This window comes from Pseudomonas fluorescens (assembly GCF_018614655.1).
Classification (GTDB): domain Bacteria; phylum Pseudomonadota; class Gammaproteobacteria; order Pseudomonadales; family Pseudomonadaceae; genus Aquipseudomonas; species Aquipseudomonas fluorescens_BX.
Window position 1 is genome coordinate 214,213 of sequence record NZ_JAGGOG010000005.1, and the last position, 22,113, is coordinate 236,325.

General features: G+C 59.6%; 16 protein-coding genes. 15 read left to right on the forward strand and 1 reads right to left on the reverse strand.

Going from position 1 to position 22,113, the window contains the following annotated elements:
- Positions 1-109: 109 nt before the first annotated feature.
- Complete coding sequence (locus J7E41_RS08735) at positions 110-1,234, reverse strand: polysaccharide deacetylase family protein (protein ID WP_214991764.1); 1,125 nt, start codon at positions 1,232-1,234, stop codon at positions 110-112.
- Positions 1,235-2,067: 833 nt separating this feature from the next.
- Here J7E41_RS08735 and yaaA point away from each other — a divergent pair.
- From yaaA to J7E41_RS08810, 15 genes are all read left to right on the forward strand, one after another.
- Positions 2,068-2,847, forward strand: a complete 780-nt coding sequence (gene yaaA / locus J7E41_RS08740; RefSeq protein ID WP_214991766.1) for a peroxide stress protein YaaA — start codon at positions 2,068-2,070, stop codon at positions 2,845-2,847.
- An 823-nt stretch (positions 2,848-3,670) separates the two neighbouring features.
- Positions 3,671-4,987 (forward strand): nucleotide sugar dehydrogenase, encoded by a 1,317-nt coding sequence (locus J7E41_RS08745; RefSeq protein WP_214991768.1) that lies wholly within the window; start codon positions 3,671-3,673, stop codon positions 4,985-4,987.
- Between the two features lie 154 nt (positions 4,988-5,141).
- Positions 5,142-6,623, forward strand: a complete 1,482-nt coding sequence (alg8, locus tag J7E41_RS08750) for a mannuronan synthase (protein ID WP_435304115.1) — start codon at positions 5,142-5,144, stop codon at positions 6,621-6,623.
- Between the two features lie 48 nt (positions 6,624-6,671).
- The gene (locus J7E41_RS08755; protein WP_214991770.1) at positions 6,672-7,841 is read left to right on the forward strand and encodes an alginate biosynthesis protein Alg44; all 1,170 of its coding nucleotides are present in this window, start codon (positions 6,672-6,674) and stop codon (positions 7,839-7,841) included.
- Positions 7,842-7,850: 9 nt separating this feature from the next.
- Entirely contained in the window at positions 7,851-9,359 is a 1,509-nt protein-coding gene (gene algK / locus J7E41_RS08760) for an alginate biosynthesis TPR repeat lipoprotein AlgK (RefSeq protein ID WP_251029394.1), read from the forward strand.
- Positions 9,356-10,843: an alginate export family protein gene (locus J7E41_RS08765; RefSeq protein WP_214991772.1), complete on the forward strand. Its 1,488-nt coding sequence runs from the start codon at positions 9,356-9,358 to the stop codon at positions 10,841-10,843. Before algK ends, J7E41_RS08765 begins: the two co-directional genes overlap by 4 nt.
- Positions 10,843-12,435, forward strand: a complete 1,593-nt coding sequence (gene algG, locus J7E41_RS08770) for a mannuronan 5-epimerase AlgG (RefSeq protein WP_214991773.1) — start codon at positions 10,843-10,845, stop codon at positions 12,433-12,435. Before J7E41_RS08765 ends, algG begins: the two co-directional genes overlap by 1 nt.
- A gap of 11 nt (positions 12,436-12,446) precedes the next feature.
- Positions 12,447-13,895: an alginate O-acetyltransferase gene (locus J7E41_RS08775; protein ID WP_214991811.1), complete on the forward strand. Its 1,449-nt coding sequence runs from the start codon at positions 12,447-12,449 to the stop codon at positions 13,893-13,895.
- A 14-nt stretch (positions 13,896-13,909) separates the two neighbouring features.
- The gene (locus J7E41_RS08780) at positions 13,910-15,019 is read left to right on the forward strand and encodes a mannuronate-specific alginate lyase (RefSeq protein WP_353049396.1); all 1,110 of its coding nucleotides are present in this window, start codon (positions 13,910-13,912) and stop codon (positions 15,017-15,019) included.
- A gap of 218 nt (positions 15,020-15,237) precedes the next feature.
- Positions 15,238-16,770, forward strand: coding sequence for an MBOAT family O-acyltransferase (locus tag J7E41_RS08785; protein WP_214991777.1), 1,533 nt, complete (start codon positions 15,238-15,240; stop codon positions 16,768-16,770).
- Positions 16,771-16,781: 11 nt separating this feature from the next.
- Positions 16,782-17,966, forward strand: a complete 1,185-nt coding sequence (locus J7E41_RS08790; protein WP_214991779.1) for an alginate O-acetyltransferase — start codon at positions 16,782-16,784, stop codon at positions 17,964-17,966.
- A gap of 16 nt (positions 17,967-17,982) precedes the next feature.
- Positions 17,983-18,639 carry an alginate O-acetyltransferase AlgF gene (locus tag J7E41_RS08795; protein ID WP_214991781.1) on the forward strand — a complete coding sequence of 219 codons (657 nt, stop codon included), beginning with the start codon at positions 17,983-17,985 and terminating at the stop codon, positions 18,637-18,639.
- Between the two features lie 84 nt (positions 18,640-18,723).
- The gene (locus J7E41_RS08800) at positions 18,724-20,175 is read left to right on the forward strand and encodes a mannose-1-phosphate guanylyltransferase/mannose-6-phosphate isomerase (protein ID WP_214991783.1); all 1,452 of its coding nucleotides are present in this window, start codon (positions 18,724-18,726) and stop codon (positions 20,173-20,175) included.
- A 570-nt stretch (positions 20,176-20,745) separates the two neighbouring features.
- Positions 20,746-21,210, forward strand: a complete 465-nt coding sequence (locus J7E41_RS08805) for a multidrug transporter (protein ID WP_214991785.1) — start codon at positions 20,746-20,748, stop codon at positions 21,208-21,210.
- Positions 21,211-21,230: 20 nt separating this feature from the next.
- Complete coding sequence (locus tag J7E41_RS08810) at positions 21,231-22,043, forward strand: SDR family oxidoreductase (protein ID WP_214991786.1); 813 nt, start codon at positions 21,231-21,233, stop codon at positions 22,041-22,043.
- Positions 22,044-22,113 lie beyond the last annotated feature (70 nt).

Consider the following 22,113-nt stretch of genomic DNA (forward strand, 5'->3'; position numbering starts at 1 on the left):
GCGAGCGCCCCAAGCACCGTTAAAGTCGGAAGTCCGCCTGTATCGAAATATCTCCCAATTTTCACCTCAAAAAACCTCAGCCCCAACAGGGCCGGGCGTTTTGTCATTTTCAGCGAAACGCTTCCCGGCAATCCTGCCAACCAAGTCCACTTTCAGCCGTCGCCTGCAACAGCCAGGGTAATGCCACCCGCGCCTTGTCCTGGGCGTCATGAAAAACAATCACCCCTCGACGCCACAGCAGCATCAACGTCAGCACCCGCTGGGCGGATTCATCAGCCTTGAGCTTCCCCGCTTCGTCCTCCGAATCGATGTCCCACAGCGCCACTTGCAGCCCCTGGGACTGGAAGAATCCCTGACTGTCGGCGCGGCGCTGGCCGTAAGGCGGACGGAACAACGGCACATAGTTCTCCGGCAACAGGTTCTGCACCAGACTGGCGCTGCGGGTGATAGAACTTTGCCAATCCACCCAATGACTATGAGAGCGGTACTGCCAACCCTGAAGGCCGACACACTGCCCCTGATAAAGCCGCTGCACATCCGCGGGCGATGTCTTTTCCAGACGCGTCTGCAGGCTGTTGCCGAGGACATAGAACGTGGCGTGCATTTTCTGTTTGCGCAGGTAATCGGCCAGCCAGTCGGTGTTGCCGCTGAGCGGTGCAGGGCCGCCATCGAAAGTCAGCAAAAACAACCGGTCGTTGAGTTCATCGCCATTACGTTCATGGTCGCCGAAGCGGGCAATCTCGCTGCTGATCTGCGGGAACAGCGCGGCCTTGCGCAACTGTTCCTCCAGGTAGCGTTCATGGAACGCCCGGCTGGGTGCGGCCCAGCCTATATAGAAGGAGTTGTCGCTGACCGCGAACTTGCCGGCCTGCTCGCGCAGGTCGTCCATGTCTTCTACCAGGTAGCAGAACGAGGCGTCCTGCTCGCAGCTTTGCTGGGCGAATGTGTAGTTATCCAGCAATCGCTGCCACAGCTGACGGCGCAGGTCATCAATAGATGCCAGGTTGATATTTTTCAGGCCCAGGTGCTGTTTGAGCGCGGGTTCATCCAGGGCTTCGCTGGCCAGCAGGACATGGGCGAACATCAGGATTTCTGCGCGGGACGCGACGTCGAACAGGGCTGGGCTGCTGAGCTTTTCGGGCCAGGTGTTGCGGTCCAGGCTGGCCACATCTACCGGGGCCGCCTGGGCCGTCAGGCAGAGTAGCCAGGCTGACAATACGAGTGCGATTCGCACGAAGGGTCTCTCTATTCTGAGTCGTCGGGCACTATAGCTGATCAGGCGGTTGGGTTGGGTTGGTGTGCATATCCGTTGCTGCGGTAACGGCTGCTGTTGGTTTCGCTTTTACAGCGACTCACTTTGCAAAAGCGGCAAAATAAGCAAAACGCTCTTGCCCCACCACTCGGCACCTCGCCAGGGCTCGGTGTGCCTTCTCTCCGGCATTGCTCCGTGGGTCGCCGCAATGGGCCATCCCTGGCCCAGTGCGGCTAAACCGGCGTCCTGCCGGTTTACCCACGGACCAATGCCTACGTTCAGCCATCGTGGTTTAACGGGGCGCCTAAGATCAAAGTCAAAAGCAGATCAAGAACACAGCGGCCTACCGGCCGGCTTGAGTGGTGTGAAGCGAAGGCAAAATCAAAAGTGGGCACGGTCTACTGTGGGAGCTGGCTTGCCTGCGATGCAGGCAACTCGGTCTTTCAGGAACACCGAGGTGATGCCATCGCAGGCAAGCCAGCTCCCACAGAAAAGCAGATCTGCTTTCGCTCTGGCCCTTGCCTTTGCTTCTACCACTCTGGATGGCCGATCGCGGCGGGCCCACGGAGCAATGCCGGAGTGCGGGCACACCGAGCCTAGGCGAGGTGCCGAGTGGTGGGGCAAGAGCCCTTTTGGTTACTTTTGGCTGGGCCGGCATTCCGGGCTCTTTTCCAAAAGTGACCCGCCGTAAGGGCGGAACCAACAGCAGCCGTAACCGCAGTAACGGATATGTACACACCCATCTATCACCATCATAGGTGGAGTCAAACCGCCCTACCCCCTAGAATCCCCCCACGATTACAGGAGACGACTTCATGCTGATGGTGATTTCCCCAGCCAAAACCCTCGATTTCGACACCCCGCCGGTGACCCAGCACTTTACCCAACCGCAATACCTCGACCATTCCCAGGAATTGATCGAGCAACTGCGCGAGCTGAGCCCGGCGCAGATCAGCGAGTTGATGCATGTTTCCGACAAGATCGGCGGCCTCAACGCAGCACGCTTCGGCAGCTGGACCCCCGCCTTCACCCAGGCAAACGCCAAGCAAGCACTGCTGGCCTTCAAGGGCGACGTCTACACCGGGCTAAATGCCCAGACCTTCAAGGACGCCGACTTCACCTACGCCCAGAAACACCTGCGCATGCTCTCCGGCCTTTATGGCCTGCTGCGCCCGCTGGACCTGATGATGCCGTACCGTCTGGAGATGGGTACCAAGTTGGCCAACGCCCGTGGCAAGGACCTGTACGCCTTCTGGGGCACCCGTATCAGCGAGTGGCTCAATGAAGCCCTGGCCGAACAAGGCGATGACGTACTGCTCAACCTGGCCTCCAACGAGTACTTCTCAGCGGTCAAACGCCCAGCCTTGAACGCGCGGATCATCAATACCGAGTTCAAGGACCTGAAAAACGGCCAGTACAAGATCATCAGCTTCTACGCGAAAAAAGCCCGGGGCATGATGAGCCGCTTTGTGATTGAAGAACGCATCAACGATCCAGCCCAACTCAAGCAGTTTGACGTGCAGGGTTACCGCTTCAATGCGGAGCAGTCCAAGCCGGACAACCTGGTGTTTTTGCGCGATCACGCACCGGAATAAGGCCGCAAGAACACCCAGGACCAAATGTGGGAGCACGTCGAATCGTCGCACCGCCGCTCCCACATTTTTCCGTACTCCGCCCTCAAATCGTCACTTATTTGGCGCCAAAAACCATGCCTCAAAATTCCTAACGATTCTTTCACTCGACACTCGTCAGTTTTTTTCGTAGTGGCACCATTTTTTTCAAACAGTAGTGGCATAAAACTATACCCCTCACTCAGCACCCCATAACTACGCGCCAAAATAACAAGTGCCATCAATATAGTACTAGTGCCATCTTTGCTTATATTTCAAAAAATTTCGAGAAACAGGATGAGCGGCTAGGAACTATGCCCCAAAGTGCCGCTCATACCACCGGTAACGATTATCTCTGTTCTTGTACGAGATGACTTACACCGTGACCCAAGAGCAGAAACAAAGTTGTCATATTAACTTTGACTCAACGGTCGAATAATCAGCTATCTAGTTGAGGGTAGGCGATAACGCTGCATTGCTATCTCCTATAAGGCCAAGGCTGAGCTTCCCTATATGGCCAGTGAGAAAACCCAAGCACTTGATATTCATAGAATTATAGTGAGTACCAAGCCCTTGCGGCACTGGCGCCAGAGGCTTCCCCCCAGGAAGGCTGGCTGCATTTCAGGGCAGGCCCGAATAACAAGGCCAAGTTGCGCACAACTTGAGTGCATTAGTTAGTCACTCGATTTTTAGTATGCCTGTACATGGCAGATCGGCGCCTATTCGCCGCACTTGCTAGTGCATGAGTGACGCCTAAAACATGAACTCCAGCCATCTAATGGCATGATTAAACACAGAGGTAAATGCGATGCGCATCAGCATATTTGGTTTGGGTTACGTTGGCGCAGTCTGTGCCGGTTGCCTGTCTGCACGGGGCCACGAAGTGGTCGGCGTAGACATCTCCAAGGAAAAGATCGACCTGATCAACGCAGGTAAATCACCCATCGTTGAACCAGGTCTGGGCGAGCTGTTGAGCCAGGGCATTCAAACCGGCCGACTGCGCGGCACCACTAATTTCGCCGAAGCCATCCGCGACACCGACCTGTCGATGATTTGCGTCGGTACGCCGAGCAAGAAAAACGGTGACCTGGAACTGAACTACATCGAGTCGGTGTGCCGCGAGATCGGTTTTGTCCTGCGTGACAAGACCACCCGCCACACCATCGTGGTACGCAGTACGGTGTTGCCCGGCACCGTGGCCAACGTGGTAATCCCGATTCTCGAAGACTGCTCGGGCAAGAAAGCCGGCGTCGACTTCGGTGTCGCGGTGAACCCGGAGTTCCTGCGGGAAAGTACCGCCATCGCCGACTACGACCTGCCACCGATGACCGTCATCGGTGAATTCGACACCGCCTCCGGTGATGTCTTGCAGTCGCTGTACGAAGAGCTCGACGCGCCGATCATCCGCAAGGACATCGCCGTCGCCGAGATGATCAAGTACACCTGCAACGTCTGGCATGCGACCAAAGTGACCTTCGCCAACGAGATTGGCAACATCGCCAAGGCGGTGGGTGTCGATGGCCGTGAAGTGATGGAAGTGGTCTGCCAGGACAAGACCCTCAACCTGTCCCAGTACTACATGCGCCCGGGCTTCGCCTTCGGCGGCTCCTGCCTGCCCAAGGATGTGCGTGCCCTGACCTACCGCGCCAGCTCCCTGGACGTGGAAGCCCCGCTGCTCAACTCGCTGATGCGCAGCAACGAGTCCCAGGTGCAGAACGCCTTCGACATCATCTCCGGCCACGACAAACGCAAAGTCGCCCTGCTGGGCCTGAGCTTCAAGGCCGGCACCGATGACCTGCGCGAAAGCCCGTTGGTGGAGCTGGCGGAAATGCTGATCGGCAAGGGCTTCGACCTGAGCATCTACGACAGCAACGTCGAATACGCCCGCGTCCACGGTGCCAACAAGGATTACATCGAGTCGAAGATCCCGCACGTGTCGTCCCTGCTCAACTCGGACTTCGACGCGGTGATCAACAACTCCGACGTGATCATCCTCGGTAACCGCGACGAGAAGTTCCGCGCACTGGCCCAGCTTGCCCCTCACGGCAAACAAGTGGTGGACCTGGTGGGCTTCATGTCCAAAGCCACCAGCGTGAGTGGCCGTACCGAAGGTATTTGCTGGTAACCCTGCCCGTGTAGCCGCTGCCGAGGCACGAGGCTGCGATGGTTTTGGTGCGGCATTCCGACGAAGCGCCCCCCGAGGGCGGTCCTGCGGACACGCATCGCAGCCTCGTACCTCGGCAGCGGCTACAAGTTTTCTTCACTTACGGATGCAGATTATGCACAGGCTCAAACACGGCCTACTCCAGGCCGCCGGTTGGCTGTTGTTTTTAAGCGTGTTGATGTGCCTCGCCCTGGCGTTGCCGGCGACCATCTTCGACTCCCAGTCCAAGGATTTCATATTCCTGATTGGCGCCGTGGGCATCTGGCGTTACTCAATGGGTGCCACGCACTTTATTCGCGGCATGCTGTTTCTCTATGTGGTCTACCCGCACCTGCGGCGCAAAGTGCGCAAGCTGGGCAAGGCCGCAGATCCGTCCCACGTGTTCCTGATGGTCACCAGCTTCCGTATCGACGCGCTGACCACAGCCCAGGTCTACAGCTCGGTGATTCGTGAGGCCATCGAATGTGGCTTCCCCACCACCGTGGTCTGCTCCCTGGTGGAAATGTCCGATGAGCTGCTGGTCAAGAGCCTGTGGACCAAGATGAACCCGCCCGCCCACGTCAAACTGGACTTCGTGCGCATCGCCGGAACCGGCAAACGTGACGGTCTGGCCTTCGGTTTTCGCGCTATCTCCCGTCACCTGCCGGACGACCGTGCCGTAGTGGCGGTGATCGATGGCGACACCGTGCTCGCCGAGGGCGTCGTACGCAAGACCGTGCCGTGGTTCCAACTGTTCGGCAATGTCGGCGGCCTGACCACCAACGAATTCTGCGAAGTGCGCGGCGGCTACATCATGAGCGAGTGGCACAAACTGCGCTTCGCCCAACGCCACATCAATATGTGTTCCATGGCCCTGTCCAAGCGCGTACTGACCATGACCGGGCGCATGTCGGTGTTCCGCGCCAGCGTGGTGACTGACCCGGGCTTTATCGCCGACGTGGAAAGCGACTCGTTGCAACACTGGCGCCTGGGCCGTTTCAAGTTTCTGACCGGTGACGACAAGTCCAGCTGGTTCAGCCTGATGCGCCTGGGCTACGACACCTTCTACGTACCGGATGCGGCGATCAACACCGTCGAGCATCCACCGGAAAAGAGCTTTATCAAGGCCAGCCGCAAACTGATGTTCCGCTGGTACGGCAACAACCTGCGGCAGAACTCCCGGGCCCTGGGCCTGGGGGTAAAACGCCTGGGTGCATTCACCAGCGTGGTGCTGTTCGACCAGCGCGTATCCATGTGGACATCGTTGCTGGGCCTGACCGTGGCGATCATCGCCAGCTTCAAATACGGCGGCGCGTTCATCCTTGCCTACCTGTTGTGGATCGGCATTACCCGCTTGATTTTGACCCTGCTGTTGTCGTGCTCCGGGCACAAGATCGGCCCGGCCTATCCAGTGATTCTGTATTACAACCAGATCGTCGGCGCGCTGGTGAAAATCTACGTGTTCTTCCGCCTCGATCAACAGTCCTGGACCCGCCAGGACACCAAACTGACCCGCGATTTGGCCAGCTTTCATCGTTGGTTCAACACCTGGTCGTCTCGGACCATGACCTTCTCCGCCGGCAGCATTTTCGTTGCCGTGTTGCTGATGATGGTCTGACCCTGCCAAGCCTGAATTAACTAAGGAATTACACCGATGAACAGCCCAATGACTCCCCCCGTAAACGCCAATGTCGTCCATGAATCCGAAGCCCAGCGCCAACACGCCCGGGTCAAGATCCCGGCCAAGCTGCGCTTCTTCGGCGCCGACCGTACGCCCATGGAAGTACGGGTCATTGACCTGTCGGCCGGGGGCTTGGCGTTCAACGCGCCCCAACAGCCACTGAAAGTGGGCGATGTGCACAAAGGCCGCCTGCAGTTCGTCATCGACAACCTCGGCCTGGCGATGGACGTTGAATTGTTGGTCCGTTCCTACGACCGCCAGACCGGCCGCACCGGTTGCCAGTTCCAGAACCTCGACGCCCAGGACATCTCCACCCTGCGCCACCTGATCACCTCACACCTGTCCGGCGATATCGTGACCATGGGCGACGTGCTGGCGACCCTGCAACGGGACAACTTCACCAAGGCGCGCAAGGTCAAGGACGGCGGCAGCGGCATGAGCGCGTTCGGTCGCCTGAAAGCGGTGACCTTCAGCCTGGCGATCTTCCTCGTGGGCCTCGCCGCTTTCGGTTTCATCTTCAAATCGGTGTATGGCATGTACTTCGTCAGCCATGCCCAAGCGGGTGTGGTCAGCGTACCGGGGATGAACGTGACCATGCCCCGTGACGGTACCGTACAGAGCCTGATCAAAGACAATGCCGTCGCTGCCAAGGGCGCGCCACTGGCGACTTTCAGCACCAGCATGCTCGATGTACTCAAGGGCCATCTGGACGAAGACCAGTTGCAACCGGCCAAGGTCGAAGAGCTGTTCGGCAAGCAAATGACCGGCACCTTGACCTCGCCGTGCGACTGCGTGGTCGCCCAGCAAATGGTCGCCGACGGTCAGTACGCCAGCAAAGGTGATGTGATCTTCCAACTGGTACCGCGCGGCAGCCAGGCCAATGTTGAGGCGCGCTTCTCCTATCGCCAGTTCGCCGATGTGCGTCCGGGCACGCCCGTGAACTTCCAGGTCGCTGATGAAGAACAAGTCCGCACCGGCACCATCGTCAGCAGCACCAGCCTCAACAGCACTGACCTGTCTTCCGACATCCGTGTGCAGATCAAGCCCGATGCACCACTGGACAGCGCCTATTCTGGCCGCCCGGTGGAAGTGAGCAGCGACCGTGGCCCCTCCCTGAACTGGCTGATCGACAAAGCCATGGCTGCAGGTCTTTAAGCGGAGGACATGCCTGTGACGACTCCACCTATTCCGAATACCCTGCAATCCTTGTGGGAGCGGGCTTGCTCGCGAAAGGATCAGCGCGGTGTATCTGATGTACCGCGTCGCCTGCTTCGCGAGCAAGCCCGCTGCCACATTGGATCTCTGTGCACATTAACCCTAGCCATCAGTCTGGCCGGTTGCGCCGGCCTGCCGGACCAGCGTCTGGCCAACGAAGCCCTCAAGCGCGGCGACACGGTGACGGCTGCGCAGAACTATCAGCAACTGGCGGACCTGGGTTACAGCGAGGCCCAAGTAGGCCTGGCGGACATCCAGGTCGGCACCCGCGACCCTGAACAAATCAAGCAAGCCGAAGCGACTTACCGCGCGGCCGCTGACACCTCGCCGCGCGCCCAGGCTCGCCTGGGCCGCCTACTGGTGGCCAAGCCCGGCGCGACCGAAGCCGAGCACCGCGAAGCCGAAGGCCTGTTGAAAAAAGCCTTTGCCAATGGCGAAGGCAACACCCTGATCCCGCTGGCGATGCTGTACCTGCAATACCCGCATGATTTCCCGAACATCAACGCCCAGCAGCAGATCAGCCAATGGCGCACCGCCGGTTACCCTGAAGCCGGCCTGGCCCAGGTGCTGCTGTACCGCACCCAGGATACTTACGACCAGCACCTGGATGAAGTCGAAAGCATCTGCAAGGCTGCGCTGAACACCACCGACATCTGCTACGTCGAGCTGGCCACCGTGTACCAGAAACGCGGTCAACCAGAGCAACAAGCCGAACTACTCAAGCAACTGGAAGCAGGCTACAGCCTTGGCACCGTCACCGCTCAACGGGTGGACAGTGTGGCCCGCGTGCTGGGCGATGCGAGCCTGGGCAAACCTGACGAAAAAACCGCCCAGGCGTTGCTGGAAAAAATCGCCCCCGGCTATCCGGCTTCCTGGGTCAGCCTGGCGCAATTGCTCTACGACTTCCCCGAGTTGGGCGATGTCGACCAGATGATGAAGCACCTGGACAACGGTCGCGCCGCCGACCAGCCCCGCGCCGAGTTGCTGCTGGGCAAGCTCTACTACGAAGGCAAGTGGGTGCCGGCCGATGCCAAGGCTGCCGAAGCGCACTTCCAGAAGGCCCAGGGCCGAGAAGTGGCCGCCGATTACTACCTCGGCCAGATCTACCGCCGTGGTTACCTGGGCCAGGTCTATTCGCAAAAGGCCCTGGACCATTTGCTGACCGCTGCGCGCAACGGCCAGAACAGCGCCGATTTCGCCATCGCCCAACTGTTTTCTCAAGGCAAGGGCACCAAGCCCAACCCACTGAACGCCTATGTCTTCAGCCAATTGGCCAAGGCTCAGAACACCCCGCAGGCCACCGAACTGGCCACGCAACTGGAAGCACAGTTGCCACCCGAGCAGCGCGCCGAAGGCCAACGCCTGGTGCAACAAGAACTGGCCACCCGTGGCGCCTTGAGTCAAAGCACGTTGCAACTGCACGCCCTGCAAGAAGAAGACGGCGAGGAATCCCTATGAAACTCAATCCATTCGTCAAGGCCGGTATTGGCCTGACCTTCGCACTGTTGTGGTCGTGCCCGACCCTCGCGGCCCTGACCGAAGAAAAGAACTTCGGCCTCGACGTCAAAGTCACCGGCCAGTCCGAAGACGATCGCGACCTGGGCACGCAAAAAGGTGGCGACGTCAACGGCATCGGCCTCGACCTGCGCCCGTGGATCTACGGTGAAAGCGGCAATTGGAGCGCCTACGCCATGGGTCAGGCAGTGGCGTCCACGGACATCATCGAGACCGACACCCTGCAATCATCCGATGCTGACGCCACCCAGCAGTCAAGCAACGACGATCGCAAGACCAAGAAAAACTACCTGGCCTTGCGCGAGTTCTGGATCGGCTACAGCGGCTTCACGCCCTACCCTGGCGAGCAACTGAAATTCGGTCGCCAACGCCTGCGCAACGACGACGGCCAGTGGCGCGACACCAATATCGAAGCGCTGAACTGGACCTTCGACACCACCCTGCTTCGGGCCAATGTCGGCGCCGCCGAACGCTTCAGTGAATACCGCACCGACCTCAAGGAACTGGCGCCCAAAGACAAGGACCGCCAGCACTTCTACGGCGACGTGGCCTACCAGTGGACGCCGGGACAGTGGATCGGCCTGCGCGGCCATCACACCCACGACGACGGCAAGCTCGACTACCCGGAACCGGGCGTAGCAGCCGACTCCCTGGACAAGCGTGAAAACGGCGACCTGACCTGGCTCGGCATCGAAGCCAACAGCGACGCCTATAACTGGCGCAACACCAACACCGTCAACTACTGGGCGAGCATCACTGGCATGAAGGGCGACCGTGACACCGTCAACGCCTTGAACGCCGACGGCACCCGCCCAGCCAACGCCAAGCGTAGCGACGACGTCGACGGCTGGGCCACCGACCTGGGTGTGCGCCTGCGCCTCGACCCGCAGTGGCAAGTGGGCGCGGCTTATGCCCGCGCCAGTGCCGACTACGAGCAGAACGGCCTGCAAAGCAACCGCTCGAACTGGACCGGTACCCAATCGCGGGTCCATCGTTTCGGCGAAGCGTTTCGCGGCGAGATGAACAACATGCAGTCCATCAGCCTGTTCGGCTCCTGGCAGTTACGCGAGGACTACGACGCAAGCCTGGTGTACCACAAGTTCTGGCGCGTCGACGGCAACAAGCCGGTGGGCAGCAACGGTATCGATGCCGTGCAGAACAATACCGACGACGTCACCGGCGCCGTGCTTTCCAGCACCTCCCTGCCCCTGGCGGACGGCAAGAAAGACCTCGGCCAGGAGATGGACCTGGTGGTCACCAAGTACTTCAAGAAAGGCCTGTTGCCGGCCGCGCTCAGCCAGTCCATCGACGAACCGTCGGCCCTGGTGCGCTTTCGCGGCGGTGTGTTCAAACCGGGTGATGCCTATGGCAAACAAGTCGACTCGTACATGCACCGCGCCTTTGTCGACGTGATCTGGCGATTCTGATGGGAGCCTGCGCAATGAATCCTCAAGCCCTCAAAGGCTCGGTCAGCCTGCTGGTCGCAGCCATGCTGCTGGCCAGCACTGCGGCCATGGCCGATGGCGCGGCGGCGGTCAAGGCGCCCACCATCGCCAAGGAACTGCAACAGGCCAAAACCTACACCATCAGCAGCCCGTCCACCGCGTCGCTGGAACTGGCCAAGCCTGCGCTGCCGGACGTCTCGGGCTACACCGCGGAGGCTGTGGCGAAGAAGATTGTCCGAACCAGGGCGGGCAAGGTCAGCATCCGCCGGATGATGCAGGAAGACGCCCTCAAGGACTTTATCGGCGGTGACAACAAGATGGCCGAATGGGTGGTGCGCCAGCACGGGATTCCCCAGGCGATCTTTGTCGATGACGGCTACATGAACCTCAAGGACCTGCTGAAAAAAGTGCCCAGGCAGTACCTGAGCGAAACCTCGCCAGGTGTGTTCCTGGCCAAGTTGCCGATCGTGGTCGGACGTAAGGGCATCCTGGAAATCGACAAACAGACTCAAGAGTTGCGTCTGTCCCAGGAAGCCGGTTCATTCCTGATCAACGACGGCCAGTTGTTTGTGCGCGATACCAAAATCACCGGATGGCGCGAGAAGACCAACGGCCCTGCGACCTTCCAGTCGCCCAAGGAATTCCGTCCGTTCCTGCTGGCCTGGGGCGGCACCGAGACTTACATCGTCAACAGCCAGATGGCCAGCTTCGGCTACGCCAACAGTAAGTCCTATGGCGTGAGTATTTCCCAGTACACGCCGAACATGGCCAAGGTCCTCAAGCGCCCGGAACCCACCGGCTGGATCATCGGTTCCGAGTTCTCGGACATGTGGTACGGGTTCTACTGCTACGAGACCACGGGCTTCGTGATCAAGGGCAACACCTACAAAGACAACATCGTCTACGGTATTGACCCCCACGACCGTTCCCACGGGTTGATCATCACCGACAACACGGTCTACGGGACGAAGAAGAAGCACGGCATCATCATTTCCCGGGAAGTGAACGACAGCTTCATCTTCAACAACCGTAGCTACGACAACAAGCTCTCAGGCCTGGTGATCGACCGTAACAGCGTCAATAACCTGATCGCCGATAACGAGATCTACCGCAACCACACCGACGGCATCACCCTCTATGAGAGCGGCGACAACTTGCTGTGGGGCAACAAAGTGATCAGTAACCGTCGCCACGGTATCCGCATCCGTAACAGCGTGAATATTCGCCTGTACGAGAACGTCGCCATGGCCAACGGCTTGACCGGGGTTTACGGCCACATCAAGGACCTGACCGACACCGACCGTGACATCGCCCTCGACCCGTTCGACGCCCAAGTGTCGCTGATCGTGGTCGGCGGTGAATTGGCGGCCAACGGCAGCGGACCGCTGTCCATCGACTCGCCGTTGAGCATCGAGTTGTATCGCGTGTCGATGCTCGCCCCGACCAAATCCAGCGGCATCAGCTTCTCGGGGATTCTCGGCGAACGCCAGGATGAAATTCTCGACTTGCTGGTGCGCCAGCAAAAAGCCGTGCTGATCGACCCTGTCGAACGCCAGACCCAACTGCAGGACTGAGGATGACCTTTATGCACCCACACATGATCAAACTGCTCAGCCTCTCGGGTTTGACCCTCGGCATTCTGGCCGCCAGCAGCGGCGTGCGCGCCGATGAAGCGCAGGCCCCGAAGTTCACCGCCGACCCATGCTGCAACCTGTGCCCCGAGGCGCATGACGCGAAGAACTACACCACGCGCTACCAGCAGAACTTCACCACCCTGGTACAAGCCCAGGGCGACTGGCTGTTCCGCACCCAGGAAGACTTACGCACTGAATTCGACACCTCCCCCGCCGGCTACAAACGCATGCAACAACTGCACGATGCGTTCAAGAGCAAGGGCGTGGAACTGGTGGTGGTCTACCAGCCTACCCGTGGCCTGGTGAACCGCAACAAGCTCAACCCCGAGGAGAAAGCCAAGTTCGATTTCGACAAGGCGCTGGGCAACTACAAGACCATGCTCGGCCGCTTCGCCAAGATGGGCTATGTGGTGCCGGACCTGTCGCCGTTGACCAATGAGCAATTGCCGGACGAACTGCCGGCCCACGATTTCTACTTCCGTGGCGACCAGCACTGGACGCCGTATGGCGCCCAACGCACGGCGAAAATCGTCGCCGCCAAGGTCAAGCAGATGCCGGAATTTGCCGACATTCCCAAGCGTGAATTCGAGACCAAACGCTCCGGACGCATGGGCAAGACCGGCACCCTGCATAACATGGCCGGGCAACTGTGCGGCACCAGCTACGCGATCCAGTACATGGACCAGTTCACCACTGAGCCCAAGGGTGAGGCGGCCGACGGCGACCTGTTTGGTGATTCCGGCAACCCGCAGATCACCCTAGTGGGCACCAGTCACAGCGGCAAGAACTACAACTTTGCCGGCTTCCTCGAACAGGAAATCGGTGCCGATATCCTCAACGTCGCCTTCCCCGGCGGTGGCCTGGAAGGTTCGATGCTGCAGTACCTGGGCAGCGACGAATTCCAGAAGACCCCACCGAAGATCCTGATCTGGGAATTCTCGCCGTTGTATCGCCTGGACCAGGAAACCATCTACCGCCAGATGATGTCGTTACTGGACAACGGCTGTGAAGGCAAGCCTGCACAGATGAGCGCCAGCACTACGTTGAAACCCGGCAAGAATGAGTTGATGGTCAACAGCAAGAACATGGACCTGCGCAACAGCAGCCATCAGGTCGACATCCGCTTTGCCGATCCGTCGGTGAAAACCTTGCAAGCCACCCTCTGGTACATGAACGGTCGCCACGAGGACATCAAGATCGACAAACCCGAAACATCCGATACAGACGGGCGTTTCGCCTTTGAACTGCGCACCGATGAAGACTGGGCCTCGCAAAACCTGCTGGCCGTGGAAGTGCAGGACCCCGAGGCGGGTGCTGCCGCGCAAAAAGTCGAAGCGAAAATTTGCACACGCAACGTATTCCCTCGCGGTGGTCAACAGACCGCCCAGCTTGGGCAATGAGGTTACTTATGCCTATTCGCAAATTGCTCACACCCACCTTGCTCGGGCTGGCGATTTTCGCCGGCTCGGTCAACGCCGCCGCCCCACTGCGCCCGCCCCAGGGTTACTTCGCGCCGGTGGAAAAATTCAAGACCGGTGACGCCAAGGACGGCTGCGATTCGATGCCAACGCCTTACACCGGCCCACTGCAATTTCGCAGCAAATACGAAGGCTCGGACAAGGCTCGATCGACCCTGAACGTGCAGTCTGAAAAAGCCTTTCGCGACACCACTGCCGACATCACCACCCTGGAAAAAGACACCAGCAAACGGGTGATGCAATTTATGCGCGACGGTCGCCCTGAACAGTTGGAATGCACCCTGAACTGGCTCACCGGCTGGGCCAAGGCCGACGCCTTGATGTCCAAGGACTTCAACCACACCGGCAAGTCCATGCGCAAATGGGCGCTGGGCAGCATGGCTTCGGCCTATATCCGCTTGAAGTTCTCCGACTCCCACCCGCTGGCCAACCATCAGCAGGAGTCGCAGGTGATCGAAGCCTGGTTCAACAAACTGGCCGATCAGGTCGTCAGCGACTGGGACAACCTGCCGCTGGAAAAAACCAACAACCACTCCTACTGGGCCGCCTGGTCGGTAATGGCCACGTCCATCGCCACCAACCGCCGCGACCTGTTCGATTGGGCCGTGAAGGAATACAAGGTTGGCGCCAACCAGGTCGACGACCAGGGCTTTTTGCCTAACGAATTGAAGCGCCAGCAACGGGCCTTGTCGTACCACAACTACGCCCTGCCACCGCTGTCGATGATTGCCAGTTTCGCCCTGGTCAACGGTGTGGACCTGCGCCAGGAAAATAACAGCGCGCTCAAACGCCTGGGCGACAAGGTGCTGGCCGGGGTTAAAGACCCAGACATCTTCGAGCAGAAGAACGGCAAAGAGCAGGACATGAAAGACCTGAAGGAAGACATGAAATTCGCCTGGCTCGAACCCTTCTGCAGCCTCTACACCTGCGCGCCGGATGTGATCGAACGCAAGCATCAGATGCAGCCGTTCAAGACGTTCCGGCTTGGGGGGGACCTGACCAAGGTCTATGACCCGGCGCATGAGAAAGGTAACAAAGGCAGCTGACGGAGCGCAGTCAAAAAATGTGGGAGCGGGCTTGCTCGCGAAAGCGGTCGTTCAGCAACGGATGTGTCGACTGACACTCCGTCTTCGCGAGCAAGCCCGCTCCCACATTTTGACCCAGTTTCGACAGTGGAAATGTAATACCGCCCCCCGCGTATTTCCGTGGGGGGTTTGGGGGGGCCGTTGGCCCTTGACTATTGGTTAAACATGGAGAGATCGGGATGGTTTTCTCGTCCAATGTGTTCCTGTTTTTGTTCTTGCCGATCTTTCTCGGCTTGTACTACTTGAGCGGGCAACGCTATCGCAATCTGCTGCTGCTGATTGCCAGCTACGTGTTCTACGCCTGGTGGCGAGTGGACTTCCTGGCGCTGTTCGCCGCCGTCACCCTGTGGAACTACTGGATCGGCCTCAAGGTCGGTGCGGCAGGTGTGCGCACCAAGCCGGCCCAGCGCTGGCTGCTGCTCGGTGTGGCGGTCGACCTGTGCATCCTCGGCTACTTCAAGTACGCCAACTTCGGGGTCGACAGCATCAATGTGATGATGAAGTCCGCGGGCCTGGAGCCGTTCATTCTCACCCATGTGCTGTTGCCGATCGGGATCTCGTTCTACATCTTCGAGTCCATCAGCTACATCATCGACGTCTATCGCGGTGACACCCCGGCCACCCGCAATCTCATCGACTTTGCGGCGTTCGTGGCGATCTTCCCGCACTTGATCGCAGGCCCGGTACTGCGCTTTCGTGACCTGGCGGACCAGTTCAACAACCGCACCCATACCCTCGACAAATTCTCCGAGGGCTGCACGCGGTTCATGCAAGGTTTCATCAAGAAAGTCTTCATCGCCGACACTCTGGCGGTGGTCGCCGACCATTGCTTCGCCCTGCAAAACCCCACCACCGGCGATGCCTGGCTCGGTGCGCTGGCCTACACCGCACAGCTGTACTTCGACTTCTCCGGCTACAGCGATATGGCCATCGGTTTGGGCCTGATGATGGGTTTCCGTTTCATGGAAAACTTCAAACAGCCCTACATCAGCCAGTCGATCACCGAGTTCTGGCGGCGCTGGCATATCAGCCTGTCCACCTGGCTGCGCGATTACCTCTACATCACCTTGGGCGGTAACCGCAAAGGCACGCTGATCACCTATCGCAACCTGTTCCTGACCATGCTACTGGGCGGTCTGTGGCATGGCGCGAATATCACCTACATCGTCTGGGGCGCCTGGCACGGCATGTGGCTGGCGATTGAAAAAGCCATCGGCCTCAACACCTCGCCACGCAGCTTCAACCCGATTCGCTGGGCCCTGACGTTCCTGTTGGTGGTGATGGGCTGGGTGATCTTCCGCGCCGAAAACCTGCACGTCGCCGGCCGTATGTACGGCGCGATGTTCAGCTTTGGCGAATGGTCGCTGTCGGAGCTCAACCGCGCCAACCTCACCGGCCTGCAAGTGGCAACCCTGGTGGTGGCGTACGCGACGTTGGCGTTCTTCGGCCTGCGGGACTTCTACAGCAACCGCCCGGCGGACAAAGCCAAGCCTGCGGACCCGAGCCTGATCAAGGCCGTACCGGGCGATAACCCCGGCAGCATCCACGAACCAGGCTTCACCGTTGGCACTGACGCCACCGTGCAACCGGCCTACTGGACCGCTGACTGGCCACGCTATGCCATGCGCGCCGTGGTGCTGCTGCTGTTCGTGGCCTCGATTCTGAAACTTTCGGCGCAGAGCTTCTCGCCGTTCCTTTACTTCCAGTTCTGAGGGAGCCGACCATGACCCGTTCATTACGCGTCCTCTATATCGCCTTGTTCCTGGCCGTGCTGCTCGCGCTGGGTGCCTGGTCGATGCGCAGTTTTTTCGGCTTCAGCACCAACGCCGATGCCACGGTGCTCAATGGTCGCTGGACCAAGGCCGTCGAGACCCATTACGACGACCAGTTCCCGATCAAGCGCCTGGGCACCAACCTTTGGGCGGCCCTGGACTACAAGCTGTTCAACGAAGGCCGTCCCGGCGTGGTGCTGGGCCGCGATCATTGGTTGTACAGCGACGAGGAGTTCAACCCCGCCGTCAACGAAGACCAGAACCTGCAAGGCAACTACGCCCTGGTGGAAGGCGTACGCCAGAAGCTTCAGGCCCAAGGCATTCAGTTGGTCATGGCGATTGTGCCAGCCAAGGTGCGCCTGTACCCGGAACACCTGGGTGAAGTGCAACCGGCGAGCATCCATGCCGGTCTCTACCAGGACTTTCATGCGCGCATGGCCGCTGACAAGATCCTCGCCCCGGACCTCATAGGCCCGCTGCAACAGGCCAAGCTTCACGGCCAGCAAGTGTTCCTGCGCACCGATACCCACTGGACCCCCGACGGCGCCGAAGTGGCCGCCAAGCAGTTGGCCCGGTTCATTGCTGACAAGACCCCGCTCAATGGTGAGCCCCTGCGCTTTGTTACCGAGGCCGAGACCGCCGCGCCACACAGCGGCGACCTGCGCCTGTTCCTGCCCCTGGACCCGCTGTTCGAAGACCTGATGCCGCCCAAGGAGCCTCTGCAAAAACGCGTGACCCATGCTGTGGAAAACAAGGGAGATGACGCCTTGTTCGCCAACAGCGAAGTACCCGTCGCGTTGGTTGGTACCAGCTACAGCGCCAACCCCAACTGGAATTTCGTGGGAGCCCTCAAGCAAGCCCTGGGCAGCGACGTCATCAGCTACGCCGAAGACGGCCACGGTCCGATCCTGCCAATGCTCAGCTACCTGAAAAGCGACGACTTCAAGAACAGCCCTCCCCAGGTGCTGATCTGGGAGTTCCCTGAACGTTATCTGCCCATAAACAACGAAATCGGCGATGCCGACCCGCAGTGGGTCGCGCAGCTTAAACAAGCCGGTACGCGCCAACAGAACATGGCACTCAACACTCAAGCCAATACCCAAAAATCCGAGACGCCCAACCGGGCGCAAAACTGAAAGAGAGGTAACTCACATGACTTTCACTACTAATGCGCGCCATCTCGCCAAGACCTTTGCACTGGTTGCCGGCATGAGCGTTGTATCAATGTCCGCCTTCGCCGGTGGCGACGCTGCCCTCTACGGTCCTGTCGCCCCGAAAGGCTCCAGCTTTGTGCGGGTCTACAACGCCAGCAATCAGGAAGTCAGCGCCACTGTCGGCAGCACCAACTTAAGCGACGTCGCACCGCTGGCCAGCAGTGACTTCAGCTTCATGCCCGGCGGCGACTACAGCGCCAAGGTCGGCAGCCAGACCTTGCCGGTCAAACTGGCCGCTGATCACTACTACACCCTGGTCAACAGTGGCAGCGGCCAACCGCAACTGATCGAAGAGCCGCCGTTCAAGAACAAACAGAAATCCCTGGTGCGGGTGCAGAACCTCAGCGACAAGGCCCTGACCCTGAAAACCGCTGACGGCAAGACCAAAGTCGTCGACACCGTGGCCGCGAAAAGCCGTGGCGAACGCGAGATCAACCCGGTGAAGGTCACCCTCGCGCTGTATGACGGAGACAAGAAAGTCGGCGATGTGAAGCCGGTTGCGTTGGAACGTGGTGAAGCGGCGGTGCTGTACGTCACCGGCTCGGGTTCGAGCCTGTCGCCAGTGTGGGTAAAACGCCCCGTGTCGACCCGCTGATCAGATTCTGAAATTGACGCTCCCCCTGAGGGAGCAAGCCCCCTCACACAGGCTCTAACCCATACAGATTCAAGGAGAAACACCATGATTCCAGTTATCCTTTCCGGTGGTAGCGGCTCACGTCTTTGGCCGCTTTCCCGTAAACAGTTTCCCAAGCAATTCCTGGCACTGACCGGCGAACACACGCTGTTCCAACAAACCCTGGAACGCCTGGTGTTCGAAGGCATGGATGCGCCGATCGTGGTCTGTAACAAGGACCACCGCTTCATCGTCAACGAGCAACTGAGCGCGCGCAAACTGGAAACCCAGCGCATCCTCATGGAACCCTTTGGCCGCAACACCGCGCCAGCCGTGGCTCTGACCGCAATGATGCTGGTCAATGAAGGTCGCGATGAGTTGATGCTGGTACTGCCGGCTGACCACGTACTGGACGACCAGAAAGCCCTGCAACGCGCACTGGCCCTGGCCACCGTGGCAGCCGAGCGCGGCGAGATGGTGTTGTTCGGCGTACCGGCCACCCGCCCGGAAACCGGCTACGGCTACATCAAGTCCACCAATGACTCACTGCTGCCCGAAGGCGTCAGCCGCGTGTCGCAGTTCGTCGAAAAACCCGATGAAAAACGCGCCACCGAGTTCGTTAAAAGCGGTGGCTACTTCTGGAACAGTGGCATGTTCCTGTTCCGTGCCAGCCGCTTCCTCGAAGAGCTGAAAAAACACGACCCGGACATCTACGACACCTGCCTGCTGACCCTGGAGCGCAGCGAGCAAACCGCCGACACCGTGATCCTCGACGAAGCCACGTTTGCTTGCTGCCCGGACAACTCCATCGACTACGCCGTGATGGAAAAAACCCAACGCGCCTGCGTGGTGCCGCTGAGTGCCGGTTGGAGTGATGTGGGTTGCTGGGCATCGCTGTGGAGCGTCAATGAAAAAGACGCCAATGGCAACGTCAGCAAGGGTGACGTAGTGATTCAGGACAGCCGCAACTGCATGATCCACGGCAACGGCAAGCTGGTGTCGGTGATCGGCCTGGACAATATCGTGGTGGTGGAAACCAAGGACGCGATGATGATTGCCCACAAGGACAAGGTCCAGGGCGTCAAGCAAATGGTCTCGACCCTCAACGACCAGGGCCGCAGCGAAACCCAGAACCACTGCGAAGTCTACCGTCCGTGGGGCTCCTACGACTCGGTGGATATGGGCGGCCGGTTCCAGGTCAAGCACATTTCGGTCAAGCCGGGGGCGTGCCTGTCGTTGCAGATGCACCACCACCGCGCCGAACACTGGATCGTGGTCAGCGGCACCGCCGAAGTGACCTGTGACGAGAACGTGTTCCTGCTCACCGAGAACCAGTCCACCTACATCCCGATTGCCTCGGTACACCGCCTGCGCAACCCCGGCAAGATTGCGTTGGAGATCATTGAAGTGCAGTCGGGCAGTTATCTGGGTGAAGACGATATCGAGCGGTTTGAAGATATCTACGGTCGCTCCACACCGATTGAACGCGGGATTTCGGTGAAAACCATCGCGCAGTAACAGGTAAAAAAAGAAGCCCTCGTCCAGCCGACTGCGTCCCCTATCCGCAGCCGGTTGGGCGGGGGCTTTTTTCTTGGGGCGGCGGTGCCTTAAAGGCTGCCTTCGCGAGCAAGTCGAATCGTCGCACCGCCGCTCCCACATTTTGACCGAGTACACCCGTTGGAATGCGGTCAACATGTGGGAGGTCCCACTACCTCTTCGACGTAGCGCTGTCGCGCAGCAAACTGGGACCTCTGTGGCGAGCGGGCTTGTCCCGCGTTGGGGTGCGAAGCACCCCTGATGAAGACGAATGCGGTGTATCAGGCACTCCTCTGCGCCTGGTTTTGGGGCTGCTGCGCAGCCCAACGCGGGGCAAGCCCGCTCGCCACAAGAATGCGGTCGCCTGAAATTGTTTATGCAGGGCTCAAGACTTTAGGGTGAAATTCTAACCCTTTAAAATCAGTACGTTGTTTTAAGTTTGATAAGAGCTGGCTTGCCTGCGATGGCGCCCGAAAACAAACCACAGAACCTCGGATAGTCAATCCAGCTCCCCCACAGTAGGATGGTTTATCCGTTCACGAGGCTGCCATCATGTTCTTCGGCGTTTTACTGGTCATCACCTGGCTGATCCTGCTGCTGCGCTACCCGGCCAAGGCGTTGCCTGTATCTCTGGCGGCAGCGGTCGGCCTGGGGTTGGTGGCGGTGTGGGTGGTCTGGCTGGATAACCGCGAAGCCCAGCAACTGGCGCGGCTGGAGCTGCGTATCAGCTATGAACCGAAAGCCTGCCCGGCGGATCGCCCGCTGAAACTAACCCTGAACAACGGCAACAACGTGCCGCTGACCGAACTGCGCTGGCGCGTCGCCGCCTATGCGCCGGGAGACACGGTTAACCTGGCCGACAACGTCTACGCCGCACCACGCTATCGCGGTCCAGGCGAGTTGCAGGCCGGCGCCACCTGGGACGACTGCCTGCCAGTCCCACCACTGCGCCCTGGCTATCGCCCGCAAACCCTGGAGTTCCGTGCCGAGCACCTGCAAGGCAGCTTCTCCGACTAATAACGACAAAGGATTGATCCATGCCCAACGTGCTCATCACCGGTTGCTCCAGCGGCATTGGCCGTGCCCTGGCCGATGCTTTCAAAACGGCCGGTTATGAAGTGTGGGCCACGGCCCGCCGCACCGAAGACGTCACGGCGCTGGCCACGGCCGGCTTTACCGCCGTGCAACTGGACGTCAACGGTGGCGCTGCGCTCAAGGCATTGGCCGAGCAAGTGGGCGAGTTGGATGTACTGATCAACAATGCTGGCTACGGCGCCATGGGGCCGTTGCTCGATGGCGGCACCGAGGCGATGCAGCACCAATTCGAGACCAATGTATTTGCCGTGGTGGGCGTAACCCAGGCGTTTTTTCCGACGCTACGTCGCAGCAAAGGGCTGGTGGTGAACATCGGCAGCGTTTCCGGTGTGCTGGTGACGCCATTTGCCGGTGCTTACTGCGCGTCGAAAGCAGCGGTGCACGCCTTGAGTGATGCGCTGCGCATGGAACTGGCACCGTTCGGCGTGCGGGTCATGGAAGTCCAGCCCGGTGCCATCGATACGAGTTTTGCGAAAAATGCCGGGGCCCAGGCTGAGTTGCTGATCAATGAACAATCGCCTTGGTGGCCGCTGCGCGACAGCATTCGTGCGCGGGCCAAGGCGTCCCAGGACAGGCCAACACCCGCCAGTACCTTTGCAGCGGATGTGCTCAAGGCGGTACAACAGCGCACGCCGCCACGCCTGTTGCGTTCGGGCAATGGTTGTCACGCATTGCCGTGGATGGCGGCGCTATTGCCCAAGGGGTTGTTGGAGAAGGGCTTGATGAAGCGGTTTGGGTTGGGTGGGGTACTTTGATCGGCATAACGGCACGATGAACACCCAGCCTGTGGCGAGGGGGCTTGTCCCGGTACAAACCGGGGACATC